At 63.5% G+C, this 21,041-nt stretch carries 24 protein-coding genes; 13 read left to right on the forward strand and 11 right to left on the reverse strand.

Features of this window, described 5'->3' with window-relative positions; translation table 11 throughout:
* The first annotated feature begins 189 nt into the window (after nt 1-189).
* Complete coding sequence (locus LB525_RS24435; RefSeq protein ID WP_224548195.1) at nt 190-741, forward strand: ankyrin repeat domain-containing protein; 552 nt, start codon at nt 190-192, stop codon at nt 739-741.
* 28 nt (nt 742-769) lie between these two features.
* Here the strand turns inward: LB525_RS24435 and LB525_RS24440 are convergent, their stop codons facing one another.
* Together LB525_RS24440 and LB525_RS24445 are read right to left on the reverse strand one after the other, a co-directional pair.
* Nucleotides 770-1,297 carry a gamma carbonic anhydrase family protein gene (locus LB525_RS24440; protein ID WP_224548197.1) on the reverse strand — a complete coding sequence of 176 codons (528 nt, stop codon included), beginning with the start codon at nt 1,295-1,297 and terminating at the stop codon, nt 770-772.
* A 19-nt stretch (nt 1,298-1,316) separates the two neighbouring features.
* Entirely contained in the window at nt 1,317-1,661 is a 345-nt protein-coding gene (locus LB525_RS24445; protein ID WP_224548198.1) for a DUF6949 family protein, read from the reverse strand.
* Nucleotides 1,662-1,771: 110 nt separating this feature from the next.
* Here LB525_RS24445 and LB525_RS24450 point away from each other — a divergent pair, with 110 nt between their 5' ends.
* From LB525_RS24450 to LB525_RS24460, 3 genes are all read left to right on the forward strand, one after another.
* The gene (locus tag LB525_RS24450; RefSeq protein ID WP_224548200.1) at nt 1,772-2,500 is read left to right on the forward strand and encodes a hypothetical protein; all 729 of its coding nucleotides are present in this window, start codon (nt 1,772-1,774) and stop codon (nt 2,498-2,500) included.
* Between the two features lie 162 nt (nt 2,501-2,662).
* Nucleotides 2,663-3,901 (forward strand): cytochrome P450, encoded by a 1,239-nt coding sequence (locus tag LB525_RS24455; RefSeq protein ID WP_224548212.1) that lies wholly within the window; start codon nt 2,663-2,665, stop codon nt 3,899-3,901.
* A 51-nt stretch (nt 3,902-3,952) separates the two neighbouring features.
* The gene (locus LB525_RS24460; RefSeq protein WP_224548215.1) at nt 3,953-4,660 is read left to right on the forward strand and encodes a transporter substrate-binding domain-containing protein; all 708 of its coding nucleotides are present in this window, start codon (nt 3,953-3,955) and stop codon (nt 4,658-4,660) included.
* A gap of 13 nt (nt 4,661-4,673) precedes the next feature.
* Here the strand turns inward: LB525_RS24460 and LB525_RS24465 are convergent, their stop codons facing one another.
* The 4 genes from LB525_RS24465 to LB525_RS24480 form a co-directional block, all read right to left on the reverse strand.
* On the reverse strand, nt 4,674-5,018 hold the full coding sequence (locus tag LB525_RS24465; protein ID WP_224548226.1) for a cupin domain-containing protein: 345 nt from the start codon (nt 5,016-5,018) through the stop codon (nt 4,674-4,676).
* Between the two features lies 1 nt (nt 5,019).
* The gene (locus LB525_RS24470) at nt 5,020-6,300 is read right to left on the reverse strand and encodes an O-acetylhomoserine aminocarboxypropyltransferase (RefSeq protein ID WP_224548228.1); all 1,281 of its coding nucleotides are present in this window, start codon (nt 6,298-6,300) and stop codon (nt 5,020-5,022) included.
* A 157-nt stretch (nt 6,301-6,457) separates the two neighbouring features.
* Entirely contained in the window at nt 6,458-6,979 is a 522-nt protein-coding gene (locus LB525_RS24475; protein ID WP_224548229.1) for a CoA-binding protein, read from the reverse strand.
* A gap of 117 nt (nt 6,980-7,096) precedes the next feature.
* Entirely contained in the window at nt 7,097-7,918 is an 822-nt protein-coding gene (locus LB525_RS24480; RefSeq protein ID WP_224548232.1) for an enoyl-CoA hydratase, read from the reverse strand.
* 138 nt (nt 7,919-8,056) lie between these two features.
* On the opposite strand from LB525_RS24480, the gene LB525_RS24485 reads away from it, so the two are divergent.
* The 4 genes from LB525_RS24485 (at nt 8,057) to rpsI (ending at nt 10,419) form a co-directional block, all read left to right on the forward strand.
* Complete coding sequence (locus LB525_RS24485) at nt 8,057-8,521, forward strand: PaaI family thioesterase (protein WP_095767634.1); 465 nt, start codon at nt 8,057-8,059, stop codon at nt 8,519-8,521.
* 116 nt (nt 8,522-8,637) lie between these two features.
* Entirely contained in the window at nt 8,638-9,213 is a 576-nt protein-coding gene (locus LB525_RS24490; protein ID WP_224548234.1) for a LysE family translocator, read from the forward strand.
* 271 nt (nt 9,214-9,484) lie between these two features.
* Nucleotides 9,485-9,949, forward strand: a complete 465-nt coding sequence (gene rplM / locus LB525_RS24495) for a 50S ribosomal protein L13 (protein ID WP_224548236.1) — start codon at nt 9,485-9,487, stop codon at nt 9,947-9,949.
* Nucleotides 9,949-10,419 carry a 30S ribosomal protein S9 gene (gene rpsI, locus LB525_RS24500; protein ID WP_040983171.1) on the forward strand — a complete coding sequence of 157 codons (471 nt, stop codon included), beginning with the start codon at nt 9,949-9,951 and terminating at the stop codon, nt 10,417-10,419. The genes rplM and rpsI overlap by 1 nt, the downstream gene beginning before the upstream one ends.
* A gap of 91 nt (nt 10,420-10,510) precedes the next feature.
* Here rpsI and LB525_RS24505 read toward each other — a convergent pair whose 3' ends face one another.
* Complete coding sequence (locus tag LB525_RS24505; RefSeq protein WP_224548238.1) at nt 10,511-11,419, reverse strand: LysR family transcriptional regulator; 909 nt, start codon at nt 11,417-11,419, stop codon at nt 10,511-10,513.
* A 95-nt stretch (nt 11,420-11,514) separates the two neighbouring features.
* Here LB525_RS24505 and LB525_RS24510 point away from each other — a divergent pair, with 95 nt between their 5' ends.
* Nucleotides 11,515-12,387, forward strand: a complete 873-nt coding sequence (locus LB525_RS24510) for an aldo/keto reductase family oxidoreductase (protein ID WP_224548249.1) — start codon at nt 11,515-11,517, stop codon at nt 12,385-12,387.
* 214 nt (nt 12,388-12,601) lie between these two features.
* Here LB525_RS24510 and LB525_RS24515 read toward each other — a convergent pair whose 3' ends face one another.
* Nucleotides 12,602-13,660 carry a glycerophosphodiester phosphodiesterase family protein gene (locus tag LB525_RS24515; RefSeq protein WP_224548251.1) on the reverse strand — a complete coding sequence of 353 codons (1,059 nt, stop codon included), beginning with the start codon at nt 13,658-13,660 and terminating at the stop codon, nt 12,602-12,604.
* Between the two features lie 83 nt (nt 13,661-13,743).
* On the reverse strand, nt 13,744-14,958 hold the full coding sequence (locus tag LB525_RS24520) for an acyltransferase family protein (protein ID WP_224548253.1): 1,215 nt from the start codon (nt 14,956-14,958) through the stop codon (nt 13,744-13,746).
* A 124-nt stretch (nt 14,959-15,082) separates the two neighbouring features.
* Here LB525_RS24520 and speB point away from each other — a divergent pair, with 124 nt between their 5' ends.
* Both speB and argC read left to right on the forward strand, forming a co-directional pair.
* On the forward strand, nt 15,083-16,084 hold the full coding sequence (gene speB / locus LB525_RS24525; RefSeq protein WP_224548273.1) for an agmatinase: 1,002 nt from the start codon (nt 15,083-15,085) through the stop codon (nt 16,082-16,084).
* 29 nt (nt 16,085-16,113) lie between these two features.
* On the forward strand, nt 16,114-17,046 hold the full coding sequence (gene argC / locus LB525_RS24530) for an N-acetyl-gamma-glutamyl-phosphate reductase (protein ID WP_095767641.1): 933 nt from the start codon (nt 16,114-16,116) through the stop codon (nt 17,044-17,046).
* Nucleotides 17,047-17,098: 52 nt separating this feature from the next.
* Here the strand turns inward: argC and LB525_RS24535 are convergent, their stop codons facing one another.
* Nucleotides 17,099-18,190, reverse strand: coding sequence for a COX15/CtaA family protein (locus LB525_RS24535; RefSeq protein ID WP_224530579.1), 1,092 nt, complete (start codon nt 18,188-18,190; stop codon nt 17,099-17,101).
* A gap of 151 nt (nt 18,191-18,341) precedes the next feature.
* Here LB525_RS24535 and LB525_RS24540 point away from each other — a divergent pair, with 151 nt between their 5' ends.
* On the forward strand, nt 18,342-18,557 hold the full coding sequence (locus LB525_RS24540; RefSeq protein WP_040999884.1) for a DUF2842 domain-containing protein: 216 nt from the start codon (nt 18,342-18,344) through the stop codon (nt 18,555-18,557).
* 33 nt (nt 18,558-18,590) lie between these two features.
* On the opposite strand, the gene LB525_RS24545 is transcribed toward LB525_RS24540, so the two are convergent.
* Entirely contained in the window at nt 18,591-19,649 is a 1,059-nt protein-coding gene (locus LB525_RS24545) for a polysaccharide deacetylase family protein (protein ID WP_224530582.1), read from the reverse strand.
* A gap of 90 nt (nt 19,650-19,739) precedes the next feature.
* Here LB525_RS24545 and LB525_RS24550 point away from each other — a divergent pair, with 90 nt between their 5' ends.
* Nucleotides 19,740-20,969: a GNAT family N-acetyltransferase gene (locus tag LB525_RS24550; RefSeq protein WP_224548276.1), complete on the forward strand. Its 1,230-nt coding sequence runs from the start codon at nt 19,740-19,742 to the stop codon at nt 20,967-20,969.
* Nucleotides 20,970-21,041: the final 72 nt, after the last annotated feature.

Below are 21,041 nucleotides of genomic sequence, written 5' to 3' on the forward strand. Positions count from 1 at the left end.
CACCCTCCCCGTCCCCAACGACCGGGTTTTAGGAGCCGGCCCCTGTCCCCGGGGCCGGCTCCGCCATTTCGGTCGCCGCCCGCCGGCTGCAACCAATCGGCGCGGCGCTGCCGAAGCGCCATGGTCGGCACGCCCTTCCCCGCCGAGGCGGATGGGAGCAGTATGGCTTGTTCGTTGCGGATGAAGGCGATGCTGGAAGTCCCTGAGGATCGCGGCGCAAGACACCGTCTTTTCAAGGCTATCGACAACGCCTTCAAGGCGGGCGACTTCGAAGGCCTTGGCAAGGCGCTCGGCGGCTCTGCGCGCTGGTTCGACGAGCGGATGCCGTTCGAGCTCGGCCTTGGCCATCCGCTGGAATACGCGATCTACTGGAGCCCGGCCGCGTTCATCACTGCGCTTCTCGATGCCGGCACAAACCCGAATTATGAAGACCCGGCCGGGTTTCCATCGATCATTGCCGCGCTGTCGACGGAACGGCCGGACCGGTTGGACGTCATCCATATCCTGCTCGCGCATGGCGCCGACCCGGATATGCGCGGCATGAACGACTGGACTCCCCTGCACTATGCAGTGTCCCGGCGCGACGCCGAGGCGATCAGGCTGCTGCTGTCGGCAGGCGCAGACCCATCACTGAGGACCCGCATCGACGATTATACGACGGCCCTGGAAGGCGCCGAGCAGGCCGGCTTCGAAGCGGGCGCCCTTCTGTTGCGTGAAGCGATGAACAGCCGCCGCGGATGAAGACAGGCGGAGTTGCCGCCTGCCGCCGTCACACTGTCTTGAGCTTGGTCTTGAAGCGTTTGGCATTGGCCACGTAGTGGGTCGCCGAGACGCGCAGCCGCTCGATCGCCGCTTCGTCCAGCGTCCTTATCACCTTGGCGGGCGAGCCGACGATCAGCGAATTGTCCGGAAACACCTTGTTTTCCGTCACTAAGGCGCCGGCGCCGACCAGCGAGTTGTCGCCGATCCTGGCGCCGTTCAGCACGATGGCGCCCATGCCGATCAGGCTGTTGTCCCCGATCGTGCAGCCATGCAGCAGAGCGCGGTGGCCGATCGTGCAGCCTTTGCCGATGGTCAGCGGAAAGCCCGGATCGGTGTGCATGATCGTGTGTTCCTGCACATTGGTGTCGGCGCCGATGATGATCGGTTCGCCATCGCCGCGGATGACAACGCCGAACCAGAAGCCGGCATTGCGGCCGATCCTGATATGGCCGATCAGCGTGGCGTCGGGCGCGATCCAGTTCGTATCGGCGTCCTCGAACTCGGGCGCTTTCCCATCGATCGCATAGACCGGCATTGTTCGTCTCCGAATCGTCTCAACCAGCGAATTCGAAAGACCCTAAGTTGGCTGTCGCCCAGGATGCAATGGCGATGAGGACGACGCCTAGCGCCAGCGCCCAGGCAATGGCCGTGCAGCCGCAGGACAACAGCGCCATCGTGCCGATGCGGCCCTCGCGCCGGGCGGCCAAGGCCTCGTTGGTGAGCATGAACGGCCCGGCACAGGCCGTTGCCGCAAGCGAACGCAGGATATGGACCGGCGAAACATAAGGCTCGGCAAAGGCTAGGCGCCGGCCGGCCAGCAATTCCATGGCCGATCCGGCCAGTCCGCAAGCCGTGAGACCAACCGCGAAAGCGTAAAGAACAAGCACAACGGGATCCATATTTACCAACCGTTTACCATGAAAACGCACAGTCGTGCCACCGCGCTGCAAGAGCCATGCCGCGCAAGCTGTGCCGCCGAAGGACAGGTGGGCGGATCGGGGAAGAGCAAATGAGAGAGGCAAATGTTGCCGAGAGCGCTGACTTCGAGGTCGTCAACTCGACCTTGATGAAGCGGGTCTTTTATATCTTCGCGGCGCTGGCGCTGCTTTCGATTGCCATCAGCGTCGGCGGCAAATGGCTTGGACGGTCGATCGCCATGGCCGGCTATACGGATGACACGACGGTGCGCCAGATCGTCATGGGCAACAATCTCATCAGCGTGCCGGCAAACTTCATCCGCTTCGACCAGGCCAGGCGCGACGGCATCGCCTCGCGGCTCGACCTCTATCTTCGCTATCCCGAGATGGACGGCTACAGCACGGCCGCGCGCGACGACTTCAACCATGCGACGGCCAGGAAGATCATCTTCCTGTCGTTCGAGCCGCGAATGATGTCGCGCGACATGAGCGGCCGTTTCGCGCCCATCTACAGCGCTCTGATCGAAAAGCCGGGGACGCCCGGCCCGGGCGGCACGACGGTTTACGCCTTCACGGAAAAATCAGGCTATCTCAACGAAGTGCTGGCTGTTGCCGAGCGTCCCGGCAAGGATCCGTTCGTCGCCCGCTGCCTGAGCGGCCCGAGTGCCGAGGAATCGCTGGCGCCCTGCGAGCGCGACATCCAGGTCGGCGACGATCTCAGCCTTACCTATCGCTTTCCGCGCGAGCTGCTCGCGAACTGGCCGGCGCTCGACGCGGCGATTGCAGCCAAAGTCGCGAGCATCCTCAAGACAGGCCATTGACAACTCACCCAATCAATTAGCCGGCCATCAAACTAGATCATTTCGGCGCGCAGCCGACCACGATCACATACCCTTCCCGGCTCACCTGGCTCAACGCTTCAGCTTCACGGGCGCCTGGATACGGTCTGGCATCAAGCTGACAAGACGCGCTAATGGTCAAGCATGATGCCAGCTTATCTCGCCTTCGACCCGACCAGTCGCCGCCTGCGTCTCGACCCGCACGAGCCGACCTTCGTGCAGAACCCGTACGAGGCCTACGCCTTCCTGCACGGCACTGCCAACGCGTTTTTCTGGGAAGACTACGGGTTCTGGTGCTTTGGCGGCTTCGATGACGTCAACCGTCTGCTGCGCGACCGCCGTTTCGGCCGCCAGAATCCGGCGGGGATTCCCGACAGCCGGGGCGTCGGCGACGACCGCTCGCACCTCGTCGCCTTCGACGCGATCGAGGCCAATTCCATGCTGGAGCTCGAGCCGCCGGTGCATACGCGGCTCAGAACGCTGGTCAATCGCGCCTTCGTCTCACGTCAGGTCGAGCGGCTCAGGCCGCGCATCGAGATTTTGGCCAACGAGCTGGTCGACCGCTTCGAGCCAAGCGGCATCGACCTTCTGCCCGCCTACGCCTCGCCTTTGCCGATCACCATCATTGCGGAAATGCTCGGCGTACCGGTGGAGATGGGGCCGCAATTGCTCGACTGGTCGCATCGGATGGTCGCCATGTACATGCATGGCCGCACGCGCAAGACCGAGGAGACGGCGAACCGCGCCGCACGCGATTTTTCCGACTTCCTGCGGGGCTATATTGCGGTGCGGCGCAAGAAACCCGGCGACGACCTGCTGTCGCTGCTCATCGAAGCCCAGGACAACGGTCAGAAGCTTTCGGAAGACGAGCTGGTTTCCTCAGCGATCCTGCTTCTCAATGCCGGCCATGAGGCGACCGTGCACCAGACCGGCAATGCGGTGCGCTCGATCCTGGCGCAAGGCGGCGATCCGCGCCGCTTCTTTGCGACACCGGAGGCGAATGTCGCGACGGTCGAGGAATGCCTGCGCTACGACCCGCCGCTGCATATGTTTCTGCGCTATGCCTATGAGGAGATGGAGGTTTCGCCAGGCATCCTGGTCAAACCCGGGGAGATGGTCGCGCTGCTGCTCGGCATGGCGAACCACGATACCCTGGCTTTTGCCGAGCCCGGCATATTCAATCCGGCCCGCACGGATCAGAAGAACGTCTCCTTCGGCGCCGGCATCCATTTCTGCATCGGCGCGCCGCTGGCCAGGCTGGAGTTGCAGGTGTCGCTGAAGACGCTGTTCGATCGGCTGCCCAACTTACGCTTAGCGGAGACACCGCGCTCCCGCGACACTTACCATTTTCACGGGCTGGAACGGGTCGCCGTTACCTTTTGACCGGCGAACGATCCGCCTCGCACAGCTGAAATTATCGTTCGGAACTCAGACATGAAATTCGCCTATCTGCAGGAGCCGCCTTTCTGCTTCACCGATGCCGGGGGCAAGCTCGGCGGCTGCGACGCGGTGCTCGCCGAGAAGGTTTGCCAGATGCTCGACCTGGAGAACTTCTCGCCGATCGAGGCGGAATTCGCCGAACTGCTTCCCGGTTTGGTGGACGGCCGCTGGGACATGACGACCGGCCTGTTCATCTCCGAGGAGCGCAGCAAGCTCGTGGACTTCACGCGGCCGATCTGGTCACTGCCGGACGGGTTGATGGTCGCCAAGGGCAATCCGCTGGAGCTGAACGGCTATCGCTCCGTCGCCCAACATCCTTCCGCCGTGCTCGCAGTTATATCGGGCCAGATCCAGCAACAGACCGCGCTGCAGAACGGCGCTCCGCCCCAGCGGATCAGGATATTCGCCACGCAGGCCGAAGCAGCCGAAGCCGTTGCGGCAGGCCATGCCGACGCGTATGCCAGCGTCGCCATGGCGCATCGCGGCTATGTCAACGGACGGACTGGCGAACCGCTTGCTGTCATCGACATCCCGGCCTTTGAAAAGCAGCCTGCGGCAGGCGCTTTCGCCCTCGCCAAGGGCAACGACGCGCTGCGCCGGCGCGTCGATCAATGTCTCGGCGATCTGCTCGGAAGTGCATGGCACCGGGAGATCATGAGCAAATACGGTTTTTCCGACGGCGATGTCGATCGGCTGCTTTGATTGCTGGAAGCATTCAAAGCCGGATCACATATTCCTTGCGCGTCGTCTCGAGCACTTCCCATGTGCCCTTGAACCCTGGCCTCAGCACGAAACTGTCGCCGGCCCGCACGGTGCGCGCCTCGCCGCCATCCTCGGCGATCACCGAGACACCGGACAGGATGTGGCAGAACTCCCATTCGTCATAGGCGATGCGCCATTTGCCCGGCGTCGCTTCCCAGACGCCGGCATAGAGGCCGCCGTCGCCCTCCTCGACATTCCAGGTGCGGAATTTGGGATCACCCGAAATCACCCGGTCCGGCGGCGGCGCGCCGGCCTCCGGTTCGACCGCATCGATGTTGAGCGCAAGAAAGGCCGACATATCAGACCTTGCCGAGCGCCTGCTCGAGATCGGCAACGATGTCGTTGACGTCCTCGATGCCGACCGAAAGGCGGACGGTGTCAGGTCCGGCGCCGGCCTTGACCTTCTGCTCGTCGGAAAGCTGGCGGTGCGTGGTCGAGGCCGGATGAATGACCAGCGATTTGGTGTCGCCGACATTGGCGAGGTGCGAGAACAGTTCGAGCGCCTCGACGAATTTGATGCCGGCCTCGTAGCCACCCTTGAGGCCGAAGGTGAACACCGCGCCTGCGCCCTGCGGCGAATATTTCTTCTGCAGCGCGTTGTTCTTGTCGCCTGGAAGGCCGGGATAGTTCACCCAGGCTACCTTCGGATGGCTCGACAGCCAGCCGGCAACGCTCGCGGCATTGTCGCAATGACGCTGCATGCGCAGCGGCAGCGTTTCCAGGCCGGTCAGGATCAGGAAGGCGTTGAAGGGCGAGATCGCCGGGCCGATGTCGCGCAAACCAAGCACGCGGGCAGCAATCGCGAAAGCGAAGTTGCCGAAAGTCTCGTGCAGGACGAGGCCGCCATATTCAGGGCGCGGCTCCGACAGCATCGGGTATTTGCCGGACTTCGACCAGTCGAAGGTGCCGCCATCGACGATGACGCCGCCGATCGAATTGCCGTGGCCGCCGATGAACTTGGTCAGCGAATGCACGACGATGTCGGCGCCGTGCTCGATGGGCCGCACCAGATAGGGCGAGGCCAGCGTGTTGTCGACGATTAGCGGCAGGCCATGCTTGCGGGCGATGTCGCCGATCTTCTCGATATCGACGAAGACACCGCCGGGGTTGGCAAGGCTCTCGATGAAGATCGCCTTGGTCCTGTCATCGATCTGGCTCTCGAAGGTCGCCGGATCGTTTGCCTCTGCCCAGCGAACTTCCCAGCCGAAGTTCTTGAAGGCATGGCCGAACTGGTTGATCGAGCCGCCATAAAGCTTGTTGGCGGCGACGAAGTTGTCGCCCGGCTGCATCAGATTGTGGAAGACGATGACCTGCGCGGCGTGGCCCGAGGCGACGGCAAGTGCCGCGGTGCCGCCTTCGAGCGCCGCGACGCGTTCCTCGAGAACCGCCTGGGTCGGATTCATGATGCGCGTGTAGATGTTGCCGAAGGCCTTCAGCCCGAACAGCGAGGCGGCATGGTCGGCATCGTCGAAGACATAGGACGTGGTCTGATAGATCGGCGTAGCGCGGGCGCCGGTTGCCGGGTCGGGCTTTGCGCCGGCATGAACGGCTAAAGTGCTGAAACCAGGCGTACGGGTCATCGAAATCCCTCTCCTAACGTTCGAAAATCGCCGGGCATTCTTGGCGAAGCGCGGCCGGGAATGCAAAGAAGAAAATGCCGTTCGGGGCGCGATCTGCGACGAACGCCCGGGAAAGTCCATTTCGTCCCGGAATAATTTTGCGCGAACTACCGCGTGCTTATTTCTGTCTTACGCCGAAGCTCTGAAATCCCTGGCGCATCAGGGGTTTTTTCGACGACAGCACGCCGGAGTTGACGCCGGTCCAGCCGATCTCGCCGGATAGCTTGCCGTATTCGATCTTCGGGCAGCGGTTCATCACCACCTTGATGCCGACAGCTTCGGCGCGGGCAGCCGCCTCATCGTTGCGCACGCCAAGCTGCATCCAGACGACCTTGGGCAGCGGGTCGAGCTGCAGCACCTTGTCGACGACGCCGGGCACCGCCGCCGAGCCTCGAAAAATATCGACCATGTCGACCGGCTGCGGCAGGTCGGCGAGGCTGGCGTAGACAGTGCGGCCAAGGATTTCCTTGCCGGCATGGCCAGGATTGATCGGGAACACCGAAAAGCCCTTACCTAAAAGATATTTCAGCACGAAGTAGCTTGGCCGCACATCGTTGGGCGAAGCGCCGACCATGGCGATCGTCTTCACCGAATTCAGGATGCCGGCGATGTAGGCGTTGTCGTAGCTATCGTGATTCATGCTGCGATGGTCTTCCTGCGGTAATGGTAGCGATAGAGTTCGCGGTTGAAGCCGAGAGAGTTGTAGAGCGCGCGTGCGGGCGTGTTCAGCGATAGAAAAGCCGGGCATGCGGAAGAACTATTCGTCGGTCCATTCTGGCTTGCGCTTGCCGATGAAGGCGCCGATGCCTTCCTCGGCGTCGCGAGCCAGCATGTTTTCGACCATCACGCGGCCGGTATAGGCATAAGCGTCGGCCAGCCCCATTTCGGCTTGGGCGTAGAAGGCTTCCTTGCCGGTTTTGACGACCAAAGACGATTTCGAAGCAATGGTTTGCGAGTATTTGTTGACAACCTGAATCAGATATTCGCGCGGCACGATGCGGTTGATCAGCCCGAACTCCTTGGCGGTCGCAGCATCGATCGTCTCGCCGGTGAGCAGCATTTCCATGGCCTGCTTGCGCGAGACGTTGCGCGACAGCGCCACCATCGGCGTCGAGCAGAACAGGCCGATGTTGACGCCAGGCGTGCAGAAACTCGCCTCGTGCGAAGCGATGGCAAGATCGCAGCTGGCGACCAGTTGCAGGCCGGCGGCGGTGGCGAGGCCGTCGACCTCAGCGATCACCGGTTTCGGGTGGCGCACGATCGTCTGCATCAGGTTCGCGCAAGCCGCGAAGGTCCTTTCGAAGAAGGCCTTGCCCCGATCCGGCTCGGCGCGATGCGCCGTCATCTCCTTGAGGTCATGACCGGCACAGAACACTTTTCCCGACGCCGCCAGGATGATGACGCGCACGGATCTGTCGGTCTTAACGCGATCGAACTCTGCCTGCAGCGCCGCCATCGTCGCCAGCGAGAGCGCATTGGCCGGCGGGCTGGCGAGCGTCAGGCGCAGGATGTCCTTGTCCTGGCTGGCTAGAACGGGGCCGTCGGCGACGGCGGGCTTGATGGCGACGACTTCGGCCACTTTCAAAAACCTCGTGCTTATGGAGCAACAGAACTAGCACGCTGCCGGTTGAAGAACAGCCGCGAGACGTGTTTTCTCCGTCGCACCGTTTGGTCCAGGCGCACCGCCCGGGACTGCACATTCATATAGGACGCCGCCATGCCCGCCCAAAGCGATCTGAAGCCAATGCTCAACGCGGCGGAAGTCAATGCACTGATGGCAAGCGTCTATCCGCAGCTCAACGACAATTTCACCTCCTATGAGGCGATCGACGTTTTTCCGGGCGGCTGCACAGTGCGGCTGAATGCCGACGAGCGGCATCTGCGCCCCGGCGGCACGGTATCCGGTCCGGCGCTGTTCACGTTGGCCGACATCGGCGGCTATGTCTGCGTGCTCAGCCATGCCGGCCCGGACGCGCTTTCGGTGACGGTCAATCTCGACATCAATTTCATGCGCAAGGCCGAAGCCGGTCCGATAGATGGCCATTGCCGGATCCTGAAGCTCGGCAAGAGCCTGATGGTGTTCGATATCGATATTGTCGCGGGCCCGGACGGACACACTGTCGCGCACGCCACCGGCACCTATTCGATCCCGAGGAAGCGAATAAGCGACAAGCCGGCCTGACATCTTGCCGGAACTCCCAGTCGATAGGTTCGTTCTGCGGCATGCCCGATGTTACGACCTACCTTGCCTTCGTCGGCGCCGTGCTCGCCTATCAGCTTTCTGGTGTCGGTCCGGACATGATGCTGGTGATCAGCCGCGGCGTCGGGCAAGGCTGGCGCCATGCCCTGGCGACTGCAGCGGGCTGCGTATCGGCCGGCGTCGTCCAGATTCCATTGCTGGCAATGGGGCTTGCCTCGCTGATCACATCCTCCCCATCTCTTTACAGCTTCCTTCAGATCGTCGGCGCCATCTATCTGATCGCCATCGGGATCAAATTCCTGTTGGCCCGTCGGTCGGGCAAAGGTGACGGTGCGTCTACCTTTGCCGAGACGAGCAGTATCCCAGCCGCTTTCCGGCAAGGCGTGATCTGCAATCTCACCAATCCGACGACGCTCGCTTTCATGCTGGCCGTGCTGCCGCAATTCGTTCATCCCTGGGTCGGTTCGCCTGCACTGCAGTTCATCATTCTCGGTACGACCATGAAGATGATGGGACTGGTCGTCCTCAGCGCTGTCGCGTTGACCTCCGGTGCGGTTGGCGGCTGGCTGGGGCGCCGAGGCACGTTCGTCGTTTGGCAAGAAAGGCTGGCAGGAGCCTTGATGATCGCGATCGGCGTCAAGCTTCTCCTTGCCGCCGTGACCGGGCGGCGGTGAACGAAAGAGAGCTATTTTGACAAATAGGTGTGAGGTAAAATAATACCTTCTACCTTAGCTATTGAATATAAAAGGCTTTTCGCGACCATAAACCGTAACCGACGCTTGACGCGCCAAACACCCTCGCCTATAAGCCGACCCGAAGCAGCGGCCCGCAAAGGCCGCCGTTTTGTTATTGGCGGAGCGGCTCCGGTCATCCCGTCAATCCAAGCAACAAGAAACGCCTTCTCTGTCCCTCCTGGACGGGAAAGGTCAAACCTGAGAGCAAAACATGGCTACCTTTTCGCAGAAGCCTGCGGATGTGGTGAAGAAGTGGGTGCTGATCGACGCCGAAGGTCTCGTCGTCGGTCGTCTGGCCACTGTCATCGCCAACCATCTGCGCGGCAAGCACAAGCCCACCTTCACCCCGCATGTCGATGACGGCGACAATGTCATCGTCATCAATGCCGACAAGGTGGTGTTCACCGGCAAGAAATACACCGACAAGATCTATTACTGGCACACCGGCCACCCCGGCGGCATCAAGGAGCGTACCGCGCGCCAGCTGCTCGAGGGCCGCTTCCCCGAGCGCGTCGTCGAGAAGGCCGTCGAGCGCATGATCCCGCGCGGCCCGCTTGGCCGTCGCCAGATGAAGAATCTCCGCGTCTATGCCGGCGCCGAGCATCCGCACACCGCCCAGCAGCCCGTCACGCTCGACGTGGCCAAGCTGAACTCCAAGAACAAGAGGGCCTCGTAATGGCTGAGCTTTCCTCGCTCGCAGAACTCGGCACAGTCGCCGCGCAGCCGGCCGCGCCCGTGCATGTCCAGAAGCTCGACAAGTCGGGCCGCGCCTATGCCACCGGCAAGCGCAAGAACGCCATCGCGCGCGTCTGGGTGAAGCCGGGCTCCGGCAAGATCACCGTCAACGACAAGGAATTCGCGAGCTATTTCGCGCGTCCGGTGCTGCAGATGATCCTCAACCAGCCGATCGTCGCGGCCAACCGCGCCGGCCAGTACGACATCGTCGCCACCGTCATCGGCGGCGGCCTCTCCGGCCAGGCGGGTGCGGTGCGTCACGGCATCTCCAAGGCGCTGACCTACTACGAGCCGGGCCTGCGCTCGGTGCTCAAGAAGGGCGGCTTCCTGACCCGCGACAGCCGCGTGGTCGAGCGCAAGAAGTACGGCAAGGCGAAGGCCCGCCGCTCTTTCCAGTTTTCCAAGCGCTAAGGAGCGCTTGGGGGCAAGTTCTCGAAGCGCTAAGCGCCGCGAAGTCCAAGCATTTCGAAAAGGCCGCCTCCGGGCGGCCTTTTTGTTTTTCTTACCAGTGCCCGGCCGGCGTCCTGATGTAGTCGATGAAGGCGCGCAGCGGCGCCGGCACCAAGCGGCGCCCGGGATAGTAGAGAAACGGCCCGGAGAATTCCTGCCACCACGGTTCCAGCACAGGTTCCAGCGCGCCGCTCTCGAAATGCGGGCGTACCCAGTCCTCGAAGAGCCAGAGAATGCCGACGCCGGCGATCGCCGCATCGATGGCGAGATCGACGCCGCCGCCGATGCTGACGACCAATGGCCCCGTGGTATCGACCCGCACCACCTCGCCGTCGCGCTCGAACTCCCAGGGCGTCATGACCCCGCTCGGGAAGCGGCCGCGCACGCAGGCATGGCCAAGCAGGTCACGCGGATGCTGCGGCCGACCGTGCCGATCGAGATAGGCTGGCGCGGCCGAGGTGGTGAAACGCTGCGTGCGCGGCCCGATCGGCACGGCGATCATGTCCTGCTCCAGCCGTTCGTCATAGCGGATGCCAGCATCGCAGCCGGCCACCAGCAGGTCGACAAAGTTCTCCTCCGCGATCACCTCCAGCCGGATGGCCGGATATGCAGCGAGAAATCCCGGAACAATCTTCGGCAGCACCAGCCGCGACGCACTTATAGGCACGTTGAGGCGCAAGGTGCCGGCAGGTCGGTCACGAAAACCGTTCACGACGTCGAGCGCGGCCTGCACCTCACCCAGCGCGGGGCCAAGACGCGCCAGCAGGCTGGCGCCTGCCTCGGTCAGTGCAACACTGCGCGTGGTGCGATTGAAGAGCCGCACACCAAGTTGGGTTTCCAGACGGCGGACGGCTTCGCTGAGCACTGAGGCGCTGCCTGCAGTCACGCGGGCCGCTTCGCGAAAGCCGCCGGCGCGAGCGACGGCCATGAATGCCTGGAGATCGTTGAGATCAGCCGCCATTGTTCTTATTTCCGCACAGGTCGTGCCGGTTATACCCGGTTATCGGGACAGCAGCCATCCCTTATCTCCCTCGCCGACAGCGAAGGAGAGCAACAATGTCCAGTGTAGACAAATCCGGGACTTATAAACTCGGCGACCGCTCGGTGCATCGCCTCGGCTATGGCGCCATGCAGCTTGCGGGCAAAGGCGTGTTCGGCCAGCCGAAAGATCATGACGCGGCGATTGCCGTGCTGCGCGAAGCGGTGTCGCAAGGTGTGAACCATATCGACACCAGCGACTACTACGGGCCTTATGTCACCAACAAGCTGATCCGCGAGGCGTTGGCGCCCTACCCCGACAACCTCACCATCGTCACCAAGATCGGCGCCCGTCGTGGGGAAGACGCCTCCTGGCTGCCGGCTTTTACAGCTGATGAGCTCGAACAGGCCGTGCACGATAATCTTCGCAACCTTGGCCTCGAGGTGATGGACGTCGTCAATCTGCGCATCATGTTCGGTGTGCACGGTCCAGCGGAGGGCTCCATCGAAGCGCAGGTCACCAAGCTTGCCGAGCTTCAGCGCAAGGGCCTCGTGCGCCATATCGGCTTGAGCAACGTCACCCGCGCGCAGATCGCGGAAGGCCGAAAGATCTGCGACATCGTCTGCGTGCAGAACCAGTACAATCTCGCGCACAGGGACGACGACGCGCTGATCGATGAGCTCGCGCGCGACGGTATCGCCTATGTGCCGTTCTTCCCGCTCGGCGGCTTCAGCCCGCTGCAGTCGTCGACGCTCTCGGACGTCGCGGAACGGCTCGGTGCGACGCCGATGCAGGTTGCGCTGGCATGGCTGCTGCAGCGCTCGCCCAACATCCTGCTTATCCCGGGCACGTCGTCGGTCGAGCATCTGCGCGAGAATCTGGCGGCGGCGGAGCTCGAGCTGTCGGGGGATGTGCTGCGGGAGCTGGAGGGCGTGACGAAAGCGGCGTGATGGACGATTAGCTGATCTCCCCCCTTGTGGGGGAGATGGCCGGCAGGCCAGAGGGGGGCGTGAAGGAACGCTAACCTCCGTTACCTGCGAAGGGCCATAACTGACGAAAAGCGTATTGCTATAAACTGAGATGCCGGCGGGACAGCGCCCCCCTCTGCCCTGCCGGGCATCTTCCCCACGAGGGGGAGATTGGCAGCTCCAGCGCCAACGCCAGCTAATTGATGCTCGCCGTATGCGCCGGCTCAGCCTGCTTGATGTCCGTCGTGTAAGGCACGCGATAACCATTGGCCGTCAGCCACGCGATTGCCGCCTTCGGCTCGTCGGTCTGGATGATGGTGGCGCCGCGGTCGACCCAGAAACCCCAGGCTTCGCGCGGCAGGCCGGCGGCGACGGCAAGCTCGTCGCCACGGCCGCCGGCGAGGAAGCCGCCGGGCTTGTTGACGACGGCGTAGGTGTCGGCCCAGAGGTGCCAGTCGCCCCGCGCCGCTTCCGCCCGCATGCCGGTGCTGAACAGCGGCCCGCCGGTCGACGTCAGCGTCTCGGCGCCGTTGCGCCAAGTGATCAATTCGACGGCGCACGGCGCGAAGGCCTTGTCGACCTCGCTGGCGAAAACTGCATCATGCACGGCGTCGTCGGCAAGGATCGGCATGAACTGGAAGCCGCCGCCGGCCTGGGTAAGTGCCGCGCTCGCGGCATCGATGCGCTGCCGGTTCCAGAGATTCTCCTTGACGATCACCTGGTCGGCCATGCCGAGATCGCGCGCCTCCGCGACCATGCCAGGCAGGTCGGTCACCTCCAGCTTGTTGTCGAGGTTGATCAGGATCCTGTCCCTGGTCGTCAGCAGCATCTCGCGCAGTGTCGACACGGTCTCTTTGGTGACGGTGCCCGTGCCCTCGACGACCAGCCGGCATTTCTTAAGCTCGGCCAGCGTGTATTTCACCACCTCGCCCTTGCACGTGGTCGTGCGGTCGAGCCAGCTGTCATGCATGATGACGAATTCGCCGTCTTTCGCGCGCCGGACGTCGACCTCGACGATCTCGGCGCCGATCGCGATCGAGCCCTCGACCGCGGCCAGCGAATTCTCGGCGTAAAGCGTCTTGCCGGCCTGCATGCTGCCGGCGCGATGCGCGGCGATCATCACATGGTCACGCCACTGGTTGGCATGCTCGAACCGGTCGAGGATCTGGCTGGCGCGGCTTTCACCGGCTAAGCTTTGCCCCGCAACGGTGGCAAGGGCGGAGGATAAGGCAAGGCTCAGCCAGAGTGTTCGCATCGGGGAATCGCTCCGTTCCGGGTTGGGACCCGGTTAGGCGATGCCAATGACAGCCCAGTGAACGAAGCCGGCTAGTTTTTGGATCAGATCCGCTTGGAAATGCGGCGGAACCAGGCCAGTGCCGGCATTTCGACGAAGCGCCATGTGAACCATGACGCGGCAATGACGGCGATCAACATCGCGGCCAAAGCCGCGAAGCCGATCCAGGGCGAGCCGGTGCCGAAGCCGGTCGCATGGTCACCGCGCAGCATCAGGTCGCCGACTATGCCGAGCCCGAGCTTGCGTTCGATCAGGCCGCCGACATTGATCATGCGGGTCTGGACGAAGATGTGGACCATGTAGATCGAATAGGAGAGCGAGCCGAGCAGCAGCATCGGCCGGCTGCGCAAGGCCAAGCTGGCCCACCCGCCCTCATGGGCAAAGAGATAAAGGGCCAGCGCGAAGATGACCGGCGCGGCAATGCCGGCGTCATTCGTTCCCGCCACCGAAACGAACAGCGCGATCACGACGATCATCGCCAGCTCCGCCAGCGTCCAGGCGAGGCGCCCTGCCCCGCCGCTCAGCGCCTGTCGCGCCTCTGCAATGGAATCGTGCTGAAACCAGGCAAGCAGCGCGCCGAGCGAGAAGCCGTAAAGACAGCGGAGGAAGCCGAAATCGAAGGACACGTCCATATGACGCGTCGAGACCGCGAGCAGGAAAAGCGGCGCCGTCGCGGCTGCGGCAACGAGCCATATCCAGGCGCGCTGGCCGGCGGTGAACACGACGGCGGCGAAAAGCAGATAGGTGAAGAACTCGGCCGAAATGCTCCAGCTCGGCGCATTCCAGCTCAGATGATCCTCAACGCCCATGCCCTGCAGAAGGAAAAGGTTGGCGACCAGGCTCTTCAGGTCGAAGCCTGCGGTGAAGGGCGCCGCGCCCGTTCCGTGAAGCGCCGGCAGCACGAGCCGCAGCGCCTCGAAGCCGGCGAAGGCGGCGAGCATCAGGAAATGCAACGGATAGATGCGGCCGAAACGTACGAGCGCGAACCGTGCAAGGTCGTCCTGCCCGGCGAGCCGCCCGCCATAGGTGCTGGCAATGACGAAGCCGGAGAGCACGAAGAAGAAATCGACGAACAGATAGGAGCCGCCGACAAAGGCGCTCTGCGACACTATCGAGGTGGTCGGGAAGTGGAACAGCGCCACCAGCAGCGCGCAGATGCCGCGCCAGGAATCCAGCACCAGGAAACGCTCTCCGGCCGTCGTGCCGACACGGGTCGCGGCGGGCGCGGATGCAAGGTTAAGCAAGGCGGTCTCAGCCATAATGATACAAATCCTGTGTTGCCGTGGCACTCGCCGAGCGCCGCTTCGTTTCCGCAAGCTGTGACTGGCATGTTGCGTGCCGGTTCTGTAGTTGTGGCTGCCCCGACGAAACCGAGGATTCCTAATGGCGAACAATGAGATCGACCACGCCTTCACCGCCCGCTCCAAGACGGGCGCGTCGTTCGAGCCGACCTATGCCGGCGCGCTGTCGTTCATGCGGCGCAAATATACGAAGGACGTGAAGGGCGCGGACGCGGTCGTGTGGGGCATTCCCTTCGACGCCGCCGTCACCAACCGGCCCGGCGCCCGCTTCGGACCGCAGGCGATCCGCCGCGCCTCGGCGATCCTCGACAACGATCCGCAATATCCATTCTCGCGCGACCTCTTCGAGCATCTTTCAGTGGTGGACTATGGCGATTGCCTGCTCGACAGCGGCAATCACCAGAAAACTCCCGGCACGATCGAGCGCGAGGCGGCCAAGATCCTGAAATCAGGGGCGTTCCTTTTGACGCTGGGCGGCGACCATTTCATCACCTGGCCGCTGCTCAAGGCGCATGCCGCGATCCACGGGCCGCTGGCGCTCGTGCAGTTCGACGCGCACCAGGACACCTGGCCCGACGACGGCAAGCGCATCGATCACGGCTCCTTCGTCGCCCGCGCGGTGAAGGAGGGGATCATCGACCCAGATCGCTCGATCCAGGTCGGCATCCGCACGCATGCGCCCGACACGTTCGGCATCAAGATCCTCTACGGCCATGAGGTCGAGGAGATGCGCGCCTCCGATATCGCCTATGCGATCGTCGAGCGCACCGGTGGCAAGAAGACCTATCTCACCTTTGACATCGACTGTCTCGACCCGGCCTTCGCGCCGGGCACCGGCACGCCGGTGGCAGGCGGCCCCTCCTCGGCCAAGATGCTGTCGACACTGCGCCAACTCGGCCAGATCGACATCGTCGGCGCCGACATCGTGGAGGTTGCGCCGGCCTACGATCATGCCGATATAACGGCGATCGCCGGATCGATCATCGCCATGCATTATCTCGGTCTGCTGGCAGAGCGAAAGGCGCGGCTCGACGAACTGAGCAACGGCAATCATGCCGCGGCAAATCACGCCTACGGCATATGACATTGGAATCGCGAGGAATTTGGCAAGGGATGAAACCGAAAATCTTCATTGACGGCGAACACGGCACGACAGGCCTGCAGATCAGGGCGCTGCTGGCCGACCGTGACGACCTGGAGATCATCTCCATCCCGACGGAACGCCGCAAGGAGACTGCCGCCCGCGCCGAGATGCTCAACGCGGCGGATGTCGCGATCCTTTGCCTGCCGGATGCGGCGGCCAAGGAAAGCGTGTCGCTGATTACGAACGATACGACCAAGGTGATCGACGCCTCGACCGCGCATCGCGTGGCCGAGGGGTGGGAGTATGGCTTCGCCGAAATGGACAAGGACCAGGCGAAGAGGATCGGCAGCGCGAAACGCATAGCCAATCCGGGCTGCTGGCCGCAGGGGCCGATCGCGACGCTGCGGCCACTGGTTGCGGCGGGCCTGCTGCCTGCCGACTTCCCGGTCACCGTCAACGGCATTTCCGGCTATTCCGGCGGCGGCCGCCCGATGATCGAGGACTATGTCGGCAAGGGCGAGGACGCGCCCGAGTTCCTACCCTACGGGCTGACGCTGCAGCACAAGCATGTGCCGGAGCTCCGCACCTATGCAAAGCTGTCGCACGACCCGATCATGCAGCCGGCGGTGGGCAATTTCGCGCAAGGCATGATCACCGTGGTGCCGCTGCAACTCGGCGGTCTCGACCGCGTGCCGACTGGCGCCGAGCTTCACGCGGCGATTGCCGACCATTATGCGTCGATCGATGGCGGCGTGGTCGAGGTCGCGCCCTACACCCATATGGAGCGCATGCCGGAGATCGATCCGGAGATCTATAACGGCACCAACCGGATGAAGGTCTACGTCTTCGCCAATGATGAGAGGGCGCAAGCACTGCTGATGGCCGTCTACGACAATCTCGGCAAGGGCGCGTCGGGCGCCGCGGTGCAGAACCTCGACCTGATGCTCGGCATCAAGCACTGAGCGGTCGTGAACCTGGAGCTTGCTACCGCCGAGGCGATCCGCAAGGTTCGCCTCAGCCTCTGACGCGTATATCGGTCGGCAGCGGATAGGCGCCCTTGGTGCCGCGCCAATGCGCGGCAGCGAAGCCAAGCAACACAAGCGCGATCGTCTGATGCGTCAATGCCATGTGCAGCGGCACCTGCATCATTAGCGTGCCGATGCCGATCGAGGCCTGGACGACCACCAGCGCGAACAGAAGCGTGGCCCGGCGGGCATGGGTGGTGCCAGGCTGGCGTCGCCACGTCGCGATCATATGCCAGAGCGCCACGACAAAGATCGTATAAGCGCCCACTCGGTGGACGAACTGCACCGTCTTCGGGTTTTCAAAGAAGTTCAGCCAGGCCGGCTTCAGAAGAAGCAGATCGGAGGGGATCACCTTTCCATCCATAAGCGGCCATGTGTTGTAGGAAAGGCCCGCATGCAGCCCCGCGACCAGCCCGCCGAGATAGATCTGGATCAGCGCCAAAAGCACTATGAAGCCGGCGAGCCGCTGCGTCGACCGGTCGGCGGCGGGCTCCGAATGCGGCGCCAAGCCTCGCGCCACCACCATTGTCGCCGTGAAGATCAGCGCGGCAAGCGTCAGATGCGTCGCCAGCCTGTATTGGCTGACCGAGACGCGGTCGACCAGGCCCGAAGCCACCATCCACCAGCCGATGCCGCCTTGCAGTACACCAAGCAGAAGGATGCCGACCAGCTTCGACCCAAGGCCTCGTTCGATGCGGCGCGTCGCCCAGAAGAACAGCAGCGGCAAGGCAAAGACCACCCCGACGCCGCGCGCCAGGATGCGGTGCGCCCACTCCCACCAGAAGATCGATTTGAAATCCTCGACGATCATGCCCTTGTTGATCTCGGCATATTGCGGGATCTGCTGGTAGCGCTGGAACTCTTCCTGCCATTCGGCGTCGTTGAGCGGCGGGATGACGCCGTGTATCGGCTGCCACTCAGTGATCGACAGACCCGAGCCGGTGAGACGAGTGGAACCGCCGACCAGCACCAGCGCGACCAGCACGAGCAGCACGACGTAGAGCCAGCCGCGCACCAAAGCGCGGTTGTGCAGGTCGCGGTCGCGTGTGGCATAGGGGGCTGTGGCGGTGATGGCAGCCATTTCGCATTCCCGGCGGTTGAAACGCGAGATTGGTGGACCAAGGCCGCTCAACTGGCAAGACTGGACAGCGCGGCACGCCGTCGCGCCGGGTCGCGACGGTTGCGCGCTCTTGTCATTCGGCCTAAGCGGGGCGGGTCAACGGAACCGCGACATGCCCATTCGCCTGAAAAAGCTGATCGGAACCATATTGCTGGTGGCGCTGGTCGTCATCTACGCGCTGATCGCCTCCGCCGTCGCGGTCACCAGGCTCGCCGAATACGGGCCCACGGCGCATCTCCTGTTCTTCCTGCTCAGCGGCTTTCTCTGGGTTCTGCCGGCCATGGCCATCATCAAATGGCTGATCATCGAGCCGCGCCCGAAGGGATGAACCTTGCCGGCGTCAGGCAAGCGTGAAGCAGGCCTAGACCGTAACGACCATCTTGCCTGCATTGGCGAGCGGCGTCGTGATGCCGGACAGCATCGTGCGGATATGCGCAAGGCTTTGATAGCGGCCATTGACGGAGATGCGCGGCAGCGCGTGCAGGAAGCCGGCATGCTCGGCGCGCAGCACACCATGCCGCGTGGTCACCGCCGAGGCATAGCCTGCGTCACGGGCAAAGCCCACCTCGCGGCAGCTGACGGCGCTGGCATAGCCATAAGGGTAAGCTAGATGACGCGGCTCCTCGCCGAGTTTTTCCGCGAGGACGCGGCGGACGTCGCCGATCTCATGGCGCGCATCGGCCTCGGACAACCGCTTCAAGTTCCGATGATTGACGGTGTGCGCACCGATGGTCACCAACGGGTGCGCGGCCATGATGCGAAGCTCATCCCAGTTCATCAAGGTGCATGGGCGGCCCGAGCCGATTTTGAACCCAGTCGAACGGGCGAGCTCGCGCAGCGCTGCGCCCTGCTCCTCCTCGGGGACTTCCAAGGTCAGCCAGGCGTTCAGCCGCGCGACGGCCTGGATCTTTCGGCCTTGTGTCGAGCAATCGATCGCCGTCGACTTGCCCCCCATCGTCAGCGTCAGGCGCGAGCTGGTGTCGACGATGTCCTCGATCACGTCCCACCAGAGATCGACGGCGCCGTCGATCAGGCCGGGGGCGACGTAGATGGCGATCGGCGCGCCGTGTTTTTCCAGGATCGGAAGCGCCTCGGTCATGTTGTCGCGATAGGCGTCGTCGGCCGTGATCGTGGCGAACTGGCCGCCTTTCCCGCCCGTCTTGATGCGTTCGATCGCCTCATCAAGGGAAACAAAGGCATAGCCACGCCCCTTCATGTCCGAGATCAGCTTGTCGAGGAAAGTGGGAGCGATGTTCAGATGCCGATTGACGCTGTTCGGCTTCTCCGGTGTCGCGGTGACGCGGTGCAGCATCAGGATAGCGCCGATGCCGCCGACAAACGGCCGCGCCAGAGGAGCAAGGCCGGAGTAGCGGGCAAGGTTCAGCGCCAGCTTCCGGATTGCATCGCCCCCGTCGATCATTCCTTCACCTTTTGCGCCTAGGCTTATTCAAGCAAGACATTCGCCTATGCGAACCCCAGGTTGCAACCAATACGTCTTAAGGATTGAGGGATGGTTGACGCCACCGCGTCATTTGATGGCAATCGGGTCGCGGCCAACGAGGCTTCCGCGCGCCCGGTGCGAGCCGACCGGGACCGGTGGATTGCGACCGCAAGCGGCGGCACCGGTGTTGCCGACTATGTTCAATTCTGCGCCTCGGCGCTGTTCGCGCCGGCGCAAAGCGCATTTTGGGTGAGCAACTGGGCGGCCGCGACCGGTGGCGACATGGTTGTCGCGACGCTGTCCTGTGATGGCCGCCCGGCGCTGTCGCTGGCCCTGGAGATCGTGGGGCGCGGCCCGTTCAAGGTTGCCCGTTTCGCCGGCGGGCGCCACGCCAACGGTAATTTCGCCGCCGCCGACCCGCGTTTCCTGCCTTCTATCGAAGGCCAGGCGATCCGCTCGATGTTCAAGGCAATCGGGCGGGCGCGGCCGGATATCGACCTGATCTCGCTTGAAAGGCTGCTGCCAGACCTCGACGGCGTCGCCAACCCGCTGACCGCGCTGCCCGGCTTTCCAAGTCCGAACCTCGCGCTTGCGGTCGATCTCGGCGGCGGGTTCGACGCGCTGCTGTCGCGCGCGAGCGGCAAGCGCAAGCGCAAGAAGCACCGCTCGCAGACGCGCAAGTTCGAGGCGGTCGGCACCTTCTGCCGCATCGAGGCCCGCACCCGCGAGGAGGTCGACAGGCTGCTCGATGCCTTCTTCGAGATGAAGGAAGCGCGTTTCGCCAAGATGGGCATCGCCAATGTCTTCGGCGACAGGCAAGTACGCGACTTTTTCCGGGCGCTGTTCGCCGATGCGCTGGCCGAGGAAAAGCCGCCCTTCCTGCTGCACGGCTTGGATGTGGCGGGCAAACTGCGCGCGGTGACCGGCTCCAGCCGGTCCGGCAAGCGGCTGATCTGCGAGTTCGGCGCCATCGCCGAGGACGATCTCTCGTCCGCCAGCCCGGGCGACTTCCTGTTCTTCGACAACATCCAGGAAGCCTGCGAGCTTGGCTTCGATGTGTATGACTTCTCAGTCGGCGACGAGCCTTACAAGCGGCTCTGGTGCGACATCGAGGTCCAGCATTTCGAGGTGCTTGCGCCGCTGACGCTGAAGGGCCGGGTGCTGGCGGCAGGGCTGCGGCAAGGCGCGCGCGCCAAGGCCTTCATCAAGAACAACCCGACGGTCTGGAAGCTGACCAAGATGCTGCGCCGCAAGGCTGCCGGACAGGCGGCGCCTGTCGCGGCCGAAGACGACAGCTAGGCCTGGTCAGAGTCGCACAATCGCCGTCGTGTTCCCGGCGCGATGCGCGCAAGCGGGACCTGAGTGACTCAA

It is taken from the genome of Mesorhizobium sp. CA16, from assembly GCF_020165175.1.
In the GTDB taxonomy this organism is placed as follows: Bacteria; Pseudomonadota; Alphaproteobacteria; order Rhizobiales; family Rhizobiaceae; genus Mesorhizobium.

Excerpts from the sequence above, each read along its gene's own strand:
- LB525_RS24435 (WP_224548195.1), top strand. The coding sequence starts at position 190 with ATGCTGGAAGTCCCTGAGGATCGCGGCGCAAGACACCGTCTTTTCAAG.
- LB525_RS24440 (WP_224548197.1), bottom strand. The coding sequence starts at position 1,297 with ATGCCGGTCTATGCGATCGATGGGAAAGCGCCCGAGTTCGAGGACGCC.
- LB525_RS24445 (WP_224548198.1), bottom strand. The coding sequence starts at position 1,661 with ATGGATCCCGTTGTGCTTGTTCTTTACGCTTTCGCGGTTGGTCTCACG.
- LB525_RS24450 (WP_224548200.1), top strand. The coding sequence starts at position 1,772 with ATGAGAGAGGCAAATGTTGCCGAGAGCGCTGACTTCGAGGTCGTCAAC.
- LB525_RS24455 (WP_224548212.1), top strand. The coding sequence starts at position 2,663 with ATGATGCCAGCTTATCTCGCCTTCGACCCGACCAGTCGCCGCCTGCGT.
- LB525_RS24460 (WP_224548215.1), top strand. The coding sequence starts at position 3,953 with ATGAAATTCGCCTATCTGCAGGAGCCGCCTTTCTGCTTCACCGATGCC.
- LB525_RS24465 (WP_224548226.1), bottom strand. The coding sequence starts at position 5,018 with ATGTCGGCCTTTCTTGCGCTCAACATCGATGCGGTCGAACCGGAGGCC.
- LB525_RS24470 (WP_224548228.1), bottom strand. The coding sequence starts at position 6,300 with ATGACCCGTACGCCTGGTTTCAGCACTTTAGCCGTTCATGCCGGCGCA.
- LB525_RS24475 (WP_224548229.1), bottom strand. The coding sequence starts at position 6,979 with ATGAATCACGATAGCTACGACAACGCCTACATCGCCGGCATCCTGAAT.
- LB525_RS24485 (WP_095767634.1), top strand. The coding sequence starts at position 8,057 with ATGCCCGCCCAAAGCGATCTGAAGCCAATGCTCAACGCGGCGGAAGTC.
- LB525_RS24490 (WP_224548234.1), top strand. The coding sequence starts at position 8,638 with ATGATGCTGGTGATCAGCCGCGGCGTCGGGCAAGGCTGGCGCCATGCC.
- rplM (WP_224548236.1), top strand. The coding sequence starts at position 9,485 with ATGGCTACCTTTTCGCAGAAGCCTGCGGATGTGGTGAAGAAGTGGGTG.
- rpsI (WP_040983171.1), top strand. The coding sequence starts at position 9,949 with ATGGCTGAGCTTTCCTCGCTCGCAGAACTCGGCACAGTCGCCGCGCAG.
- LB525_RS24505 (WP_224548238.1), bottom strand. The coding sequence starts at position 11,419 with ATGGCGGCTGATCTCAACGATCTCCAGGCATTCATGGCCGTCGCTCGC.
- LB525_RS24510 (WP_224548249.1), top strand. The coding sequence starts at position 11,515 with ATGTCCAGTGTAGACAAATCCGGGACTTATAAACTCGGCGACCGCTCG.
- LB525_RS24515 (WP_224548251.1), bottom strand. The coding sequence starts at position 13,660 with ATGCGAACACTCTGGCTGAGCCTTGCCTTATCCTCCGCCCTTGCCACC.
- LB525_RS24520 (WP_224548253.1), bottom strand. The coding sequence starts at position 14,958 with ATGGCTGAGACCGCCTTGCTTAACCTTGCATCCGCGCCCGCCGCGACC.
- speB (WP_224548273.1), top strand. The coding sequence starts at position 15,083 with ATGGCGAACAATGAGATCGACCACGCCTTCACCGCCCGCTCCAAGACG.
- argC (WP_095767641.1), top strand. The coding sequence starts at position 16,114 with ATGAAACCGAAAATCTTCATTGACGGCGAACACGGCACGACAGGCCTG.
- LB525_RS24535 (WP_224530579.1), bottom strand. The coding sequence starts at position 18,190 with ATGGCTGCCATCACCGCCACAGCCCCCTATGCCACACGCGACCGCGAC.
- LB525_RS24540 (WP_040999884.1), top strand. The coding sequence starts at position 18,342 with ATGCCCATTCGCCTGAAAAAGCTGATCGGAACCATATTGCTGGTGGCG.
- LB525_RS24545 (WP_224530582.1), bottom strand. The coding sequence starts at position 19,649 with ATGATCGACGGGGGCGATGCAATCCGGAAGCTGGCGCTGAACCTTGCC.
- LB525_RS24550 (WP_224548276.1), top strand. The coding sequence starts at position 19,740 with ATGGTTGACGCCACCGCGTCATTTGATGGCAATCGGGTCGCGGCCAAC.